Below are 15,655 nucleotides of genomic sequence, written 5' to 3' on the forward strand. Positions count from 1 at the left end.
TGAAACAGGCCTGGCAATTCAGGACGCTAGTAAAATACGGATATCCACTAGCGAGGCGATCATGGCAGAAAACAAAACCAGGCAAAACGATCTGAGCGTCAGCGACTACGTTGACGCAATCACTGATCCAGTTCGCCGGCAGGATTGTCTGGCGCTGATTGAACTGATGTCTGCGGCGACAGGACACCAAGCTAGAATGTGGGGGACCAGCATCGTCGGTTTTGACACACGCCACTACCGGTACGAGAGCGGGCGGGAGGGCGATATTTGCCTGATCGGCTTTGCATCGCGCAAACAGGATCTGGCGCTGTACCTGATGCTGGGAGCCGGTGGCTATGATGACTTGCTGGCGGGTCTGGGCAAACACAAGTTGGGTAAAGGATGTTTGTATATCAAACGGCTGTCGGATGTACATCTCCCTAGCCTGACCAGTATCATTGAACAAACTGTCATACGCATTAGACAGTCGACCTGATGGCTTACGCGGAAGGTGTCACGAGTATCGATTATTCGCGGCAAACCCGGCAAACCGTGACGAGTGATTTCATCGCATTGCATTGGGTTGCACCGCATTGCATCGTTTATGATCAAGCTCGCTCTCTATCCATCGCTGCCAATTTTATCGACATGATCTGTTTCCTTACCTCATGCCTGCCCGCACGGTATCCGGTTAAAGCGCACAGCACGCCCCTTAGACAAAGTCCCTGAATGACGACGTCTCATACTCTGGCGGGCATCTTCCGCCCGCGCATCACGCTGCAAACCCTGACGCGTGGCGATGGCTTATTAGGAATGAAACCGACCGGCACCTTCGGACCACGTGGCGGCAGTGTAACGGTTGTCCAGATTGACTGGCTCTACACCACAGACACGGGAATACGCTGGCAGACGTCGGCACCGACCACTTTACTCAATCGCCGCCCGCATTCCACACAGGATCTGCTTGACGCAGAAGGAAAACCCGTCGTGTTACTACGCGATCTCGGCGCAGAAGCAGATGCGCTGGATCGGGTCTGGGATTTGCATTTGCAACCCGTGCCCGCAGCAAGTCTGCAATGGCGCAATAACGATGCCGCGCTGCCATTCGGGCCTTTATGGAGCTTGCAGCAAGAAGATTTTTTTGCTGACTTTTGGGCGGAGCAATTACCTGCATTGCAAGCGCTTGGCTGGTCCGTAGTCGTGCATCCGGGCTTCGCGCATGAGAGCGTGCCTGTCGATGCCTGGCATCTGATCATCGATCAGGAAACCGGTGAAATAAGCGGTAAAGAAGTGGCATCGCCTATGCACGGCTATACCACTGCCATCACCCCGCTGGGACTGCCGGCACGCGAGGGATCGTGGCTGCTCAGTCTGGGGATAGAAATCGACGGTCAGGTGCTGGATCTGGTTCCCATGCTGGCGAATCTGATACAGCGCGATGCTCGCTGGCTGAGCGCGGCGCAAGTCGCTGCGATTGACGATCTGGCAGTGATCCGTTTACGGGCACCGGGCGGCAAGCGGATCGATGCGCTGGCGGCTCCGCTCAAAGCGATTGTCATGCACATGCTGGAATTGCTGACCGATGAAAAACGTCTGCAAGATAAATTGCAAGGTCCCCTGCAGTTATCCGCCTGGGATGCCCAAAGAATAGAGGCATTGCGCCTCAGTTTGCTAGAGAGCCAGGCCGCGCGCGCCGGTGTGCATGGCGGCTGGCAATTGCAAGGCGAGTCCGGTTTACGCATGCTGGCAAAGCGTCTGCAAGCCGTTGGTCAGCCACAGGCGATCAGCGCCCCCGCAGGTCTGGGCATTACACTGCGACCGTATCAATTACATGGCGTCGCCTGGCTACAGTATTTACGAGCGAATCATCTGGCAGGTATTTTGGCAGACGACATGGGGCTAGGAAAAACTGCACAAGCTCTTGCCCATATCCTGATTGAAAAACAGGCGGGCCGGCTTGATCGTCCGGCACTGGTCGTCCTGCCAACCTCGCTGGTATTTAACTGGCAGGCCGAAGCCCGGCGCACGGCACCGGACTTACGTGTGCTGGCACTACAAGGCGCACAACGCGCCGATGAATTTGCCAATATTGCAGATGCCGATATCGTGCTGACGACCTATCCCCTGCTGTGGCGCGATCTGGCGACGCTGGAAGCGCAGACCTTCCACCTGCTACTACTCGACGAAGCCCAGACCGTCAAAAACGCTGCCAGCCGTAGTGCCGACGCAGTGCGCCGCTTACGAGCCAGGCATCGCTTGTGCATTACCGGCACGCCGCTGGAAAATCATCTTGGCGAGTTGTGGACCCAGTTTGATTTTTTGATGCCGGGCTTTCTTGGCGACATGCGCAGCTTTACCCGCTTATGGCGCAAACCCATCGAAATTAATGGTGAGACTCTGCGCGCACAACTGCTGGCACAACGCGTGCGCCCCTTTATTTTGCGACGCCGGAAGCAGGATGTCGCCAGCGAATTGCCGCCCAAGACCGAGATCATTAAACGGCTCAAACTCAGCGGACAACAACGCGATCTGTATGAGAGCGTGCGGGTCGCCGCCGACGAGCAGGTACGCCGTATTTTGCAGCGCAAAGGCTTTGCCGGAGCGCAGATCACGATACTCGATGCCTTGCTCAAATTGCGGCAGGTATGTTGCGATCCCTATCTGCTGAAAGGGACAAAAACACCGGATACCATGGAGCGTGCCAAACTTGAACTGCTCAGCGATATGCTGCCCAGTCTGGTGGTCGAAGGCCGCCGTGTGCTGGTATTTTCCCAGTTCACAGAAATGCTCGACTTGATCGCCGGACGACTGACGACGCTGGCGTTGCCCTACCTGAGCCTGACCGGCAAAACCCCGCCCGCACAACGCGGCTGCATCGTCGCGCAGTTCCAGAACAAGGAGGTGCCCGTCATGCTGATCAGCCTGAAAGCCGGTGGCGTCGGCCTCAATCTGACCGCGGCTGACACGGTGATTCACATGGATCCGTGGTGGAATCCAGCAGTCGAAGAACAGGCAAGCGCACGCGCTCACCGCATCGGTCAGGAGCAAGCCGTGTTTGTGTATAAGCTGGTAGTCGAGGGCAGCATCGAAGAACGCATTCTCGATCTGCAAGCGCGTAAGGCTGCGCTGGCAGATGGCGTTCTAGGTAGCGATGCCGCGCTGGCACCGAAATTTAATGCAGACGATCTGCAGGCATTGCTGGCACCTTTGAGCGTATGATTTTTTTCAATCAGCGCTTACAAATCATGAAAAGAATCGCATCAAAAACAGGACCCGCTTATTCCATGCGCTTTTCCATGTGGTTTTGCCCCAGAAGCCGCACGGGATAAGCGGATTGGGCTTTGAAAATATCTAAAAATTCTTTAACCACTATGTCATGGACATCGCTTACTCCTGCCTTTTCTCTGTGTCTCCGTGCCTCTGTGTCTCTGTGGTGAGAGGTCTTAGTTTTTGCGTAAGCCCTATTGATATGATTTTTTAATGTGAAGATTTTTAGAAGTTCCCGAAATAGAATCCGCATATTCCATGCGACTTTCCACGTGTTTTTGCCCCAGAAGCCGCACGGGATAAGCGGATTGGGTTTTGAAAGTATCTAAAAATTCTTTAACCGCTATGTCATGAAATCGCTTACTCCTGCCTTTTCTCCGTGTCTCCGTGTCTCTGTGGTGAGAGGTCTTAGTTTTTGCGTGAGCCCTATCAATGTGATTTTTTAATGTGCAGGTTTTTAGAAATTTCGTTTTTGAAATTTTCTTACTCTAGCGCTTACAATTCTCACGGTCCGATGTCGTAGTCGTTCAATACGCCACTTTTTTAACCGGGTAGTATGCTTTTTATGGCGGCGACCAAACTCAATAAAATTCTGATCAATCGCATATGGTCAGGGACTGTAAAGAAATTACCGGTCGTAGTCCGCAGCAAATTTTGAACGATACGAAGAACAACCAGAGCGACTGGATGTCTCGCCTGAAGTCGCACTGTCTGTTTTTTGTGCATTATTTTCTGCATTAATATGCAGAGTCATCGATAAGGATATTTCATGCACCAAGGACAACGTCTTCATTCACTCGATAATCTGCGCGCGGTCATGATGTGGCTAGGCATCGTCCTGCACGTCGCCGTCATTTATATGGCGGGACCACGCATGCTGCCCTGGCACGACAATCAGAGTACGCTGGCGGCAGATTTGCTGGTTGTCGTCATCCATGCATTCCGGATGCCGGTATTTTTTATCGTGGCCGGATTTTTTGTGGGGATGCAGATGCAACAGCGCGGAGCAGAGGCGATGTTGCATAATCGACTGCGCCGCCTGGCGCTGCCTTTTATCGCGTTCTGGCCTCCGCTCTTTATCGCCTCCGGTTTGATGATCAGTTTGTATGTACATCTGAACCAGTTTGGTACCATTGGATTTGATACTTCACTGATTCCTCAGATACCGGGTAAAGCGGTCATACATACGCTGCATCTGTGGTTTATCTATTACCTGATGCTGTTTTGCCTGACCGCAGCCGCCGTAGATCGCCTGAGTCAGCATCTGACGGATACGCTGAAAACTCGTATCACTCACATCTGGAAAGTCCTGTCCTCGGCATGGTGGGGTTGTATCGTGCTGGCCTTGCCACTGGCAATGACGGGAGCCTTCTATCGTGGCGGCGTGGTAGCGCCGGGCGGATCGTTCATTCCTGACCCGGCAGAGTTCATACACAGCGGGCTGTTTTTCGTTTTTGGCTGCTACCTGTATCAAAATCAGTCGGCGGTGCTGGTCCTCTATGTGCGCTATCGCTGGCGGTATATGCTGGCTGGCTTTGTACTTTTGTTTTTCTATCTGGCGCTGTTTAAACGCTTTGAGCCCCTGCAAGACAGTCTGTTACCTCTTAAGGCAGGGATGGCGTTTTTATATAACTGTGTCAGTTGGTTGTGGTGCTTTGGCATGATCGGTTTGTTTTTACATTACCTGCCCAAACAAAACCGGTTCTTGGCGTATATCGCAGAGAGTTCCTACTGGGTCTATCTGGTTCATCTGGTGGTAACCATCGGCGTCGGAGCTTTGCTGTATAACAGTCCGCTCAATGCCGTCGGACGCATCGCTGTCAATATCGTGCTGACGAGCGCTGTCTGTCTGCTGAGTTATCAACTGCTGGTAAGGCATACCTGGCTAGGTCGATTTTTAAATGGAAAAATCCTGTTCAAAAAAGTGAATCCGGCACAGGCTGGCATTATTACCAGGGACTAAGGTGCAGCGGGTGTTACTGCAATGGCAGGATTTCTACCACCGTCGCTCAACACAAACTGAGTCACGGTATCGAGAGTTGGTGCGAGAGCGCGTAAAGGCCAGGCCATACTACCAATCAGACTGACATGGTTAGTATGATCGAAGTGAAATTCCTGCACCGGCACACCCGCGGCACGGAGCTTGTTCGCCAAGCCCGTCGTGTTACGCACGGGATTCACTAATGTATCCTCAAGTGGCGCAATGAGCAGGCTGGGCGGCGCACTGGCGCTGACGTGATGAATCGGTTGTGAATCTCTGGGGGTATCAGGATAAAAAAATACCGGACGGGCATCGACATTGGTAATCGGAATAAAGTCGTAGGGCCCGGCCAGTCCGATCAGACCTCGAAATATCGATGGCTGCATCCCGACTTCTGCCAGCCAGCGCGGATCAAGCGCGAGCATTGCCGCGTTATACGCCCCCGCGCTGTGCCCCATCACAAAAAGGCGAGAAGGATCTCCGCCATAACGCGATATCTCTTTTTTGACATAGGCAATCGCCAGCGCACCATCCTGCAAAAAAGCCGGATAACGGACTTGAGGATATAGCCGGTAATCTGCCAGCACACAGAGGATACCGCGTGATGTGAGCGCCTCTGCTACGAAGAGATAATCCGCACGCTGACCGGAGTTCCAGGTTCCGCCATAAAAGAACACCACGACAGGAACGCTACTGCCAGAGGGCGCATGAGCCGGGGCATAGATATCGAGTTTTTGCCGTGGATCTGATCCGTAAGCAAGGTCCGCCGTTTTGACATAGGCTGAACCGGGTGTCAGAGCGTTAATCGTACGCACTGGTGAGCAAGCAGCGATCACGCCAAACAGCATCAGCAATGCGCTAAAGGAAAGTAGTATTTTGAGCCAGACTGTCACGATACCTCCGACAAGATGTGTACGACTTTATTCGCAGGAATATCGCTTTTGGTTTCAACAATCTCAGGATTGAGGCTGATGATGCAGGGAATCAGACTTAAGGTGTGCTGATTAAGGTGTACTAATTAAGGTTTACTGATTACCGTGTACTAATTAAGACATCGCCCTGCAGGCTTGCGACACCGGACTTCAGCAAATCTGCGATCAGAGAGTCGAGCAAAGGGGCCAGCGGCTCATCGACAAGATGCACCGAGGCTTGCATCAGGCGATTCTGAACTAAGGATTGCCTGATCTGACGGAGCGGCAATTGCTGTGATTCCAGCAACTGAAAAGCGATCATGACTTTGAGCGCATTCCGCGCATTGCGTCTGGGATCGGCGGATAAATACGCAAGCCGGCTGCGGGCACGATCAATCGCATCTGCCACGTCACTAAACGGCGCGCCATGACCGGGAATGACAACACGGATGTCGAGTCTCTCGATCAAATCCAGCACGGCTGCCTGCTCGGCAAAACCCGACTCAGCTTCCAGCTCGGGGAAAATAACGCCAAAACCGTTTTGCCATAATGCATCCGCAGAAATGAGTATGGCTTCGCTGGCGCAGTACAACATCAATGAGTGAGGATCATGCCCGGGTGCCGCCAGTGCCTGCCATGATAAACCGCCCAGATGCAGCGGCTGACCGTGGGACAGGATGCCATCGAAGGTGAACCGCTGGCAACGCTGCCCGGTCGCGCTGAAAGTCAATCCGTCGTCATCCCATGTAGCGACCGCTGCGGCATCTGCCTCCGGAATCAGGGTATGGCAGCGATACGTGTGTTGCAATATCGCGTTGCCGCCGCAATGATCGGAATGCAGATGGGTGTTGATCAGCAGATCGAGTGGCCGCGCTTGCAGTGCATGCCGCACTAGCGCCAGCGTCTGATCAGCGTGGGTCATATAGCCGCTATCGACCAGCGCAGCAGATCCAGAATCAGACGCGTCATCAATGAATAAAATATTATTCGACGACAGCCAGCCCCGCTCGAATACCTGCATGCTGGCAGGGAGTTCTGGTACTTGTGCGGCTGCTGTTGACATAGAGGTCGTCGCTTATTTTGGCTTGATTAATTAATCGGAACTAAGTGATCTGAACTAAATAATCTGAACTGCCTGATCTGCATTGTTGGATTGTGTGATTTTTTAAAAAACAAATCTGAACAAGATCCAGCCTAACCCGGCTCAAACATACGCTGTTTAATCTCGATCCAGACGCGTCGCTTGGCATCATTACTGGCGCGACTCCACATCGTGATCTCATCAATGCTACGAAAGCAGCCAACGCACCAGCTCCGCGTCTCATTCATTTTACAGATACCAACGCAAGGCGACGGTACCTCATTGACAGCAGCCTGTGCACTCGTCGGATCGTAATCGTACAAAATACTCATCAGGTGGCCCTCAAAGCGATATCTGCCACCGGCGCCTGTGTCATCGCAATCAATTGTGCAGGCGTCAGTTTGAACACAGCATGCGGATGTCCGGCTGCGGCCCAGACTGCGGCGTATTGCAGCAAGTCTTGATCAATCAGCATCACTGTTTTTTCAACGTGTCCAATAGGACAAACGCCACCAATCGCATAGCCAATTTTTTCTTTCACGAACTTCGCATCAGCCTTGCCCAAAGGGCCGACAAGTGCTGCGACTTTGGCCTCATCGACACGGTTGCTACCACTGGCAACCACCATCACGGCGGCATTATCGGATAAGCGGCGGAAGACAATCGATTTAGCAATTTCGGCGACACTGCAACCGAGACCAGCAGCGGCCTCGGCAGATGTCTTGCCAGTTTCCGGGAGCATGACGATGCGGTGATCATGAGCAAGTTGTTGTAGCAAAGCGGCGACGCGTTGTGCTGTATCTGGAAGCGTAGGATGTGATGACATAGTAATTAATTAAACCGAAGTTTCTATTCGATACACCACAGGTAGACGGGTACACAGCTACCAGGGAGTGCTGATGGCGAATTTTCGCTCATCGTCTTAATCGTATTGAAAAACTCCGGCGAAAGCGGAAGAGTATGTTTATAACACAGCATGCAGTGCCATGCTCAGGAGTGAGGGACGTGTTCTGGGATTATCTTGAAAAGCTGCACTAATGCGTTGATACGCTGATGCACTTATTCCATGGTGACCGGAACACCGGCCCAGCTTTGCAGGAGCAGCAGGTGCTCCGGTGCAAAGTCAAAATATTTCATACCGGAGCGATATTCGTTACCGCTTAAAATATTATAGCGAACCGTCGCCTTGCAGACGACCTGCGTGCGTTGCGAAGCATCGCGCTTCGATGGCACTTCCATCATCATCTGATAAGTCTGTCCCTCTTTCAACACATGCGCGCATTGGAGCTGTACACCTGCCATCGTGAAATCCAGAATTTTGGCTGCAACAATATTGCCGGGCGCGAGCTGAACCGCAGCACGCCAGGAAACTTTAGACCGGGGATTAGAACGAGAGTCACTCATGCCACAAACACAGGTATCAAACAGAACATACAGAATCGGAGCCAATCGGTACCATAAATCAGTTACGGTATATGGCGCGTAGATTGTACCAAATTTCCGCACTGCAAGATGGCTTAGTCCAGACTATTTAACATTTAAATGGTCGCAGGGGATAAACCCATTTCTGCTGTTTATACTGAGTTGTAAATTGATCTGAGTTGATCTGCAGGGCTTATACAAAAACCAAGACCTATCACCACAGAGACAACGAGAAAAAACAGGAGTAAGCACTTCCATGGAATATCGATATCAAAACGAATCCGCAACGCTGGTAAGCCTCCTGGCATGAAATGTATCTGAAAGCAGCATGCGGCCTGCGAATTCAATGCCGGAACCTTTAAAAACCTTCACATTGAAAAATCACACCGACAGGATTGACACAAAAATCAAGTCCTTTCAATACAGGGACATGGTGACACGGTGAAACCGAGATACCGAGAAAAGGCGGGAGTAAGGGGCTCCATGCAATATCGATTCAAGGTTTTTTAAACACGGTGTATGCTGGTAAGCAACGTATCATTTTGTGTAAGTCATGGAATAAATAATATGATTTATTAAACATGACTCAATCAATGAGTTTCAATTTATCTCATTGTCTTATTTGCTAACCAGGCTAGCGCTCCGCTACCTGCACGCTTGCCCGTGGCAAAACAAGCGGTAAGCAAATAACCGCCAGTCGGGGCTTCCCAATCCAGCATTTCACCCGCACAAAAAATACCGGGCAAATTTCGCAACATTAGCTGGTCATCGAGTCCCTCAAAACGCACACCTCCTGCACTGCTGATCGCCTCATCAATCGGCCTTGCCGCGTGCAGCACCAAAGGCAAGGCTTTGATCGCTGCGGCCAGCAGAACCGGTTGCTGAAATTGATCCGGAGGCAAGCATTCGCGTAACAAGGCCACCTTTACTGCATCAAGTCCGACTTTCGTTTGCAAGTGGCTTGAAAGCGAGCGTGATCCGCGTGGATGAGTGACTTCTTGCAAAATACGCTCGGTACTTTTACCCGGTGCCAGATCGAGATGCAGCAGCGCTTTGCCCTGGCTCATAATCCGGTTGCGTATCAAGGCCGACAGCGCATAAATCAGGCTCCCTTCTACACCACCGTCAGTAACGACAAACTGTCCCTGACGCACTAACGAAGTGCCATCGTCCTGCCCGAACTGCACGGCAACCGTCATCAGCGCCTGACCTGCAAATCGCTGCCGGAAATAGTCCGACCACGCCACATCAAAACCGCAATTTGATGGCGCCAGAGGTGCAACCGCAATACCACGTTGCTGCAGAGGCGCAACCCAGGCACCGTCGGATCCCAGACGCGCCCAACTGCCGCCGCCCATTGCTAGCACTACGGTATCAGCGGGGACGATTTGCTCACCGTCGGGCGTCGCAAACAGATAGTCATTACCGTGCCAGCCCAGCCAGCGATGACGCATATGAAACCGCACACCGGCTTGCCGCAAGCGGTGCAGCCAAGCGCGTAAGAGAGGCGCAGCTTTCATATCCACGGGGAATACACGCCCGGAACTACCGACAAAAGTCGCAATACCTAAACCATCTGCCCAAGCCCGCAATTCCTGCGCACCAAATTCTGCGAGCATCGCAGTCAGATCCGTCTGATGTTCACGATAACGTGCATGAAAAGCACCGGCCGGTTCTGAGTGGGTGAGATTCATGCCGCCCTTACCAGCCAATAAAAATTTGCGTCCTACCGATGGCATCGCGTCATAGAGATCCACCTGAATACCGGCAGCCGCCATGGTTTCAGCAGCCATTAAACCGGCTGGTCCTCCGCCAATTACGATGGCTCCTGACGATGCTGATCGGGTATTTTTTTCATCATTTTTCATGCGCGAATTGTAATTCTATTTCACCGTTTCAGGAATAATCCCAGATTCTCCATCATCTTGTCAGCGCCATCAGGTCGCACAAAACAAGAAGGGCAATCAGTTGCCTGATCGCCCTTCTCTCGGTAGCCGATTAACCGGTCAACTCATAAAGTCATCCATGCACGACGTAGTTTATTTTGCCCAGATTCTCTGATACTGGCTGCGATAATCATTACTCGGATCAAATACGTTTTTCGGCCCGCCGTCGTAGGCGATATTTTGCGCGGTCACCAGATGCACTGGTGTGATGTAACCGCTGGGAGCGACATCTGAGAATGCACGATTAAGCTCATCAACCAATTGCCAGCCATGCATAAACAGAGGCTCAGGCACCGTACCGATTTGTAATGAACTGGCACGAATACGCTTGAAAGCACCGCTTGATCCATCGCCTGCCGACAAACCCGCTACCTTATTCGTCGCGATCAGTGCAGCAATCGCAGGGCGTTCCATCAAATCAAAATACATATCGTTCACACCGATCGCATGAGTCCATTTGGCGCCAAATTTCTTGGTCAGGTTCTCGACTACATGCTGCATTTTGGCACCAGCTTCTGCGACAGGAACATCTTCTACGCTCAACAGACGGCAGCTTTCGCACTGTTTGATGACTTCAACAATCGCCTTCGATTTTTCGACAGAATAAGGATTTGAGGTATCTGAAAAAACCACAATACCGGCTTTGCTGTTGGATTCGACGACACCGTACAAGGCGGCGATCTGCGCAGCTTCTTTTGGATTCGAGGTCACATTCGTGAACAGTCCGTCAGTAGGGCCGCTCTTCACGGAAGCATGCCAGCCAACGACAGGAACTTTCGCATTCGACGCGGCGACTAAACCCTTTGCCTGACTTGCTGCATCAACACCGGCGAGAATAATACCGTTCGGCGACATGTCCAGTGCCTGACTTACGATTGCGGCCCCCTGATTGCAGCGACCACGACAATCGATGTACAGAATTTCCCAGCCAGCACCGTTGATCGCTTCTTTCACGCCGTTAAACAGACCTGCAATACTCGGGTCGCTGAGATCGGAGGCAATGAATACGATCTTTTTCTTTTTCAATAATTTAGGACCGTCAACCGGACCTTCCCAACGTGTCTTCAATGCGGCAGCTTTCGCTACTTTCGCATTCGCACGGCTCAGGAACTGCATGGGATTTTCCTGCGCTACAGCATCGGTAATCAGACAAAAAGCAACAAGCAACACGGTCAGGCACTTACTTTGGATAGCAGTCATGATTCTGGGTCGGTCAAGTTAAGAGGAAAAACCGGCATGTCTTTTTATTTTTTGAGACATCCGCACCACGAATGAAACTTTTTTTACAAATGCGGAACGATTATTGCAGAAAATTGTCCCAAGTAAATAGAGTTTCACTACCAAGCAGCGGCCATTGAATTTTATTTCATTTTACTGAAGCATTACTACATTATATTTGGTGCAAAGCAACATTTCCCATGATAAATACCAAAATCAGTGGTTGCAGCGCGACACAATTTTCCTGCTGACACTCACTGATTTGGTGAATATTCTGATGTAAGGGCATGCCTGATCTGGCGGCGACACTGTCTGACTATGTCCGCTTTATTTTCCGATTTTTATTGCTTGCTTATTGCTTGCTTATTGCTTATTTACTGCCAGTAAATATCGCCAGATCCTGATTTTGTCAGTTGGCGTTTTGCCGGGTTGCCGTACACTCTGACGTCACCGCTACCACTCAGCTGACCTTTGACTTCTTGCGTTGCCGTGATTTTGGCATCGGATGAACCGCTGAGACTGATGCTAGCCTGGTTACTTTTCAAGCCAGCCGCATCCAGATTACCTGAGCCGCTTAATTTTGCACGCAACACTTTGGTTTGCCCCTTGACCATGACATCGCCAGAACCCATCACGCTGATGTCCACATTCTCGCAGCCAGCCAGAGTCATCTTCATATCACCGCTGCCGACAATGCTGGCCAGTACGTCCTGGAAATCACTATCAAACTGTAAGTCACCGGAACCGCGAATGGAGACATCGACTTTTTTCCCGCGAAAACCCTTCACACTTGCATCACCGCTCCCCTGCATTTGTAATTTTTCCAGTGCTGGCAAGGCCATCTCTACCTGCAAAGGCTGACGGATCATAACGAACATACCGCGGGTACCGATGTATAAGGTATTGCCTTCGATCCGGGTAGTCACACGTGACAGCATCGAGGGTTCGCCGCGCACCATCAGTTCTGGTGTGGCCGCCTGTCTGAGTACCAGATCAATAGGACCATTCATAACGATATTGACGATACCGGCATCAACGGTACGCACCTCACTTGACACAGAGGCGCTGGAGCTGGCAGCGGGAGTGCCTGCATGAGCCCGCATTACCGCCGTGCTGATGGCGATCAGGACGATGGCCATCAATAACATTCCTAACGCGGTTTTAACTAATTTTTTCATGATGATTCTCCTTTGAGGATTAATTCAATCAAGCATTTGCTGGAATACGAAGCAAAGATATATTCCATTGCAGGTAGTTTTTAAAACCAACGAAGGTATATCGGGTCATCAGCAAACTCAGTAAAGATAGAACGATGCCACCCAGCAAAATACCGATACCCTGAATAGCGTTGTAGTGGCGTAATTTATTCTCCACATTGACTTCGACACGGCCAGGCGCAACGGTCGATACACTAGCGGACGCCACCTCAGCGCCGCCGAGTACGGCGATGGCGACGGGATTGCCCGCGGTAGTTGCTGATGCAGAAGCTGAGGCGGATGCTGCGCTAACAGGAGTTTTTTCCAGATTTTTCCCTTGCGCTTTTTCTTGTATTTTTTCCTGCCCTTCAACTACGATGCCGGAGGACGAAATATCAACCTTGAATCCATCATTGGAGCGAGAATGAATGCGTACGTCGTCGCCATCGTCCATCATGACTTCGTAGCGATGCGAAGGCATATTGACTTTGAAATGTTCCACGCCCGACAAGCTGCCTGCGGTAATCACAATACCCGCAACATAAAAAACCATTGAAGCAACAAATGCAGTGAATAACATGCTGGCATACACCATCGCCGGAATAATCATGAAGAAGTTAAACACCATCACGCCGATCAGAGACACAAACAGGGCAGCGAGATTGGACGGACTGGCTTGCTGTTTAAATGCATCCAGACGCTGTTTGCTGCGCTTCTGCGCTGCAACCAGCTGAGGACTTGGCAAGCTGGCCGCAACTTGCTCCTCGGTGCGCCCTTCCATCATGGCATTCACGAATTTCGCTTCGTAATCCCACATCGTTTCTTCAATCACGATGGCAGGCAAACCCTCAAGGGCTTGCTTGAGTGAATTCATATAATCGGCTTTGTTCATGTCTTATCTCCCTGATCAATTTGTGATGAATACCTCATCGAATTGAGGCAAATTGGATTGCGTAGGGTGACTGTAAGCAAATGCCAGAGGCAAGACCAGCAGGATGCGACAGTGCGCAGAAATGGGGGAACAGATGGCAGGGATCAGCGACAGGATGAGTGCGTTCGAGCGCTCTTAGCAGGCTCTGCCAGCGATGATAGTCCTACAGATACTAGCGATGGGCAGCATTGCACCTTGCAATCCATGCATCTACTACAGCGCTGGCCTCCGCTGGATTATGCAAACCCAGCTTAGTACGGCGCCACAATATATCTTGTGCCGTGCATGCCCACTCGTAGTTCAACAAATACTCGGCTTCGACCTCATATAAGCCCTCAACAATCTGCTGTCCCATGGCGGCCAGAGACTGTCGTCCCGTCAGCAGCGTGCGGATACGTGTGCCGTAAGCTCGGGCATAACGGTGCAATAGCGCGGGAGGAAGCCAGGGATATTCGTCAGCGAGTTGGTGAATGAAGTGATCAAATTCGAGGACTGCGCGGTTATCTGGCCGGTTGGTAAAAATATCGCCGCCTGGCAAGCAGGCACCGGCCGTCCACGCAGACGGATGTGGCTTGTCGCTCGCGATGACAGGCATCAACATGTCGATGGCCTCTTCTGCGAGTTTGCGAAACGTCGTTATCTTGCCGCCGAACACCGTCAGCATGGGCGCGTCAGTATTGGATAATTCCAGACGATAATCGCGCGTAATCGCTTTGGCATCTACACTGCCATCATCCACCAGCGGACGCACTCCCGCATAAGACCACAGCACATCGTGAGGCTGAATGCTCTGCTGAAAATACAAACTGCTCAGCTCACACAGATACTGAATTTCGTCCGGCTCAATCGCAACCTGATTGATATCGCCGTGATAATCGATATCGGTTGTACCGATCAGCGTAAAGTCGTTCTGATAAGGAATCGCAAACACAATCCGGCCATCGGGATGCTGAAAAATATAGGCATATGGATGTTCGAACAAGCGTTTGACGACGATATGACTGCCCTTGATCAGACGTAAGGTTTTACCTGCCTGATCGGGAGCGACCATCTGCTGAAATTGTGCCGCCCAGGAGCCACTCGCATTGACCAGACTTTTCGCACGTACCGTCGTCAGCCGGCCGTCATTACCACGCAATTCGGCCAGCCATATACCGTTGTCTCGCTGCGCAGACAGACAAATTGTGCGCGTAAGGACCGTTGCGCCACGCTCTGCCGCATCCATCACATTCAATACGACAAGGCGGGCATCATCGACCCAGCCGTCGGAATACTCAAATCCCCGAACCAGATGTTGCTGTAGCGGGACGCCGGCAGGATGCTGATGAAGTTTGATGGCAAATGATGACGGGAGCAATTCGCGAGGTGCCAGATAATCATATAAAAATAGCCCGACACGCAGCATCCATGCGGGTCTCAGGCCTTTCATATGGGGCATGACGAAGCGCAATGGCGTAATAATGTGGGGAGCTGAACGCAATAAAACTTCACGCTCAATCAGCGATTTTCTAACCAGTCCGAATTCGTAATACTCGAGATAACGCAGGCCACCGTGAATTAATTTAGAAGAAGCCGATGAGGTATGTGAGGCGAGGTCATCTTTCTCGCACAGCACCACTGACAGTCCGCGTCCGGCAGCATCCCGTGCGATCCCGGCACCATTGATACCTCCGCCGACGACCAGCACATCACAGTCGATTACGGCTGAAGGCTTGAACAGGAG

At 51.6% G+C, this 15,655-nt stretch carries 13 protein-coding genes; 3 read left to right on the forward strand and 10 right to left on the reverse strand.

Annotated elements, in window-relative coordinates:
- The first annotated feature begins 61 nt into the window (after positions 1-61).
- The 3 genes from ACO0K3_RS17605 (at position 62) to ACO0K3_RS17615 (ending at position 5,209) form a co-directional block, all read left to right on the forward strand.
- Complete coding sequence (locus ACO0K3_RS17605; RefSeq protein WP_422986853.1) at positions 62-475, forward strand: DUF1801 domain-containing protein; 414 nt, start codon at positions 62-64, stop codon at positions 473-475.
- 233 nt (positions 476-708) lie between these two features.
- Positions 709-3,198, forward strand: coding sequence for a DEAD/DEAH box helicase (locus ACO0K3_RS17610; protein ID WP_422986855.1), 2,490 nt, complete (start codon positions 709-711; stop codon positions 3,196-3,198).
- An 817-nt stretch (positions 3,199-4,015) separates the two neighbouring features.
- Positions 4,016-5,209, forward strand: a complete 1,194-nt coding sequence (locus ACO0K3_RS17615; protein WP_422986857.1) for an acyltransferase family protein — start codon at positions 4,016-4,018, stop codon at positions 5,207-5,209.
- On the opposite strand, the gene ACO0K3_RS17620 is transcribed toward ACO0K3_RS17615, so the two are convergent.
- The 10 genes from ACO0K3_RS17620 to glpD all read right to left on the reverse strand — a co-directional run bounded on the left by ACO0K3_RS17620 (position 5,206) and on the right by glpD (position 15,652).
- On the reverse strand, positions 5,206-6,120 hold the full coding sequence (locus ACO0K3_RS17620; protein WP_422986859.1) for an alpha/beta hydrolase: 915 nt from the start codon (positions 6,118-6,120) through the stop codon (positions 5,206-5,208). The two genes, ACO0K3_RS17615 and ACO0K3_RS17620, sit on opposite strands and share 4 nt — an antisense overlap.
- 139 nt (positions 6,121-6,259) lie before the next feature.
- On the reverse strand, positions 6,260-7,201 hold the full coding sequence (locus ACO0K3_RS17625; protein ID WP_422986861.1) for an MBL fold metallo-hydrolase: 942 nt from the start codon (positions 7,199-7,201) through the stop codon (positions 6,260-6,262).
- Between the two features lie 131 nt (positions 7,202-7,332).
- On the reverse strand, positions 7,333-7,551 hold the full coding sequence (locus ACO0K3_RS17630) for a DUF1289 domain-containing protein (protein ID WP_422957881.1): 219 nt from the start codon (positions 7,549-7,551) through the stop codon (positions 7,333-7,335).
- Complete coding sequence (locus tag ACO0K3_RS17635) at positions 7,551-8,045, reverse strand: YbaK/EbsC family protein (protein ID WP_422986863.1); 495 nt, start codon at positions 8,043-8,045, stop codon at positions 7,551-7,553. The genes ACO0K3_RS17630 and ACO0K3_RS17635 overlap by 1 nt, the downstream gene beginning before the upstream one ends.
- A gap of 233 nt (positions 8,046-8,278) precedes the next feature.
- Positions 8,279-8,623 (reverse strand): hypothetical protein, encoded by a 345-nt coding sequence (locus tag ACO0K3_RS17640; RefSeq protein ID WP_422986865.1) that lies wholly within the window; start codon positions 8,621-8,623, stop codon positions 8,279-8,281.
- A gap of 623 nt (positions 8,624-9,246) precedes the next feature.
- Positions 9,247-10,509: a TIGR03862 family flavoprotein gene (locus ACO0K3_RS17645; protein ID WP_422986867.1), complete on the reverse strand. Its 1,263-nt coding sequence runs from the start codon at positions 10,507-10,509 to the stop codon at positions 9,247-9,249.
- Between the two features lie 171 nt (positions 10,510-10,680).
- Positions 10,681-11,787, reverse strand: coding sequence for a substrate-binding domain-containing protein (locus ACO0K3_RS17650; protein ID WP_422986869.1), 1,107 nt, complete (start codon positions 11,785-11,787; stop codon positions 10,681-10,683).
- A gap of 392 nt (positions 11,788-12,179) precedes the next feature.
- Positions 12,180-12,983, reverse strand: coding sequence for a head GIN domain-containing protein (locus tag ACO0K3_RS17655; RefSeq protein WP_422986871.1), 804 nt, complete (start codon positions 12,981-12,983; stop codon positions 12,180-12,182).
- Positions 12,984-13,011: 28 nt separating this feature from the next.
- On the reverse strand, positions 13,012-13,893 hold the full coding sequence (locus tag ACO0K3_RS17660; RefSeq protein WP_422986873.1) for a DUF1700 domain-containing protein: 882 nt from the start codon (positions 13,891-13,893) through the stop codon (positions 13,012-13,014).
- Between the two features lie 211 nt (positions 13,894-14,104).
- Positions 14,105-15,652 (reverse strand): glycerol-3-phosphate dehydrogenase, encoded by a 1,548-nt coding sequence (glpD, locus tag ACO0K3_RS17665; protein ID WP_422986993.1) that lies wholly within the window; start codon positions 15,650-15,652, stop codon positions 14,105-14,107.
- Positions 15,653-15,655 lie beyond the last annotated feature (3 nt).

This window comes from Undibacterium sp. Rencai35W (genome assembly GCF_049340185.1).
In the GTDB taxonomy this organism is placed as follows: Bacteria; Pseudomonadota; Gammaproteobacteria; order Burkholderiales; family Burkholderiaceae_D; genus Undibacterium.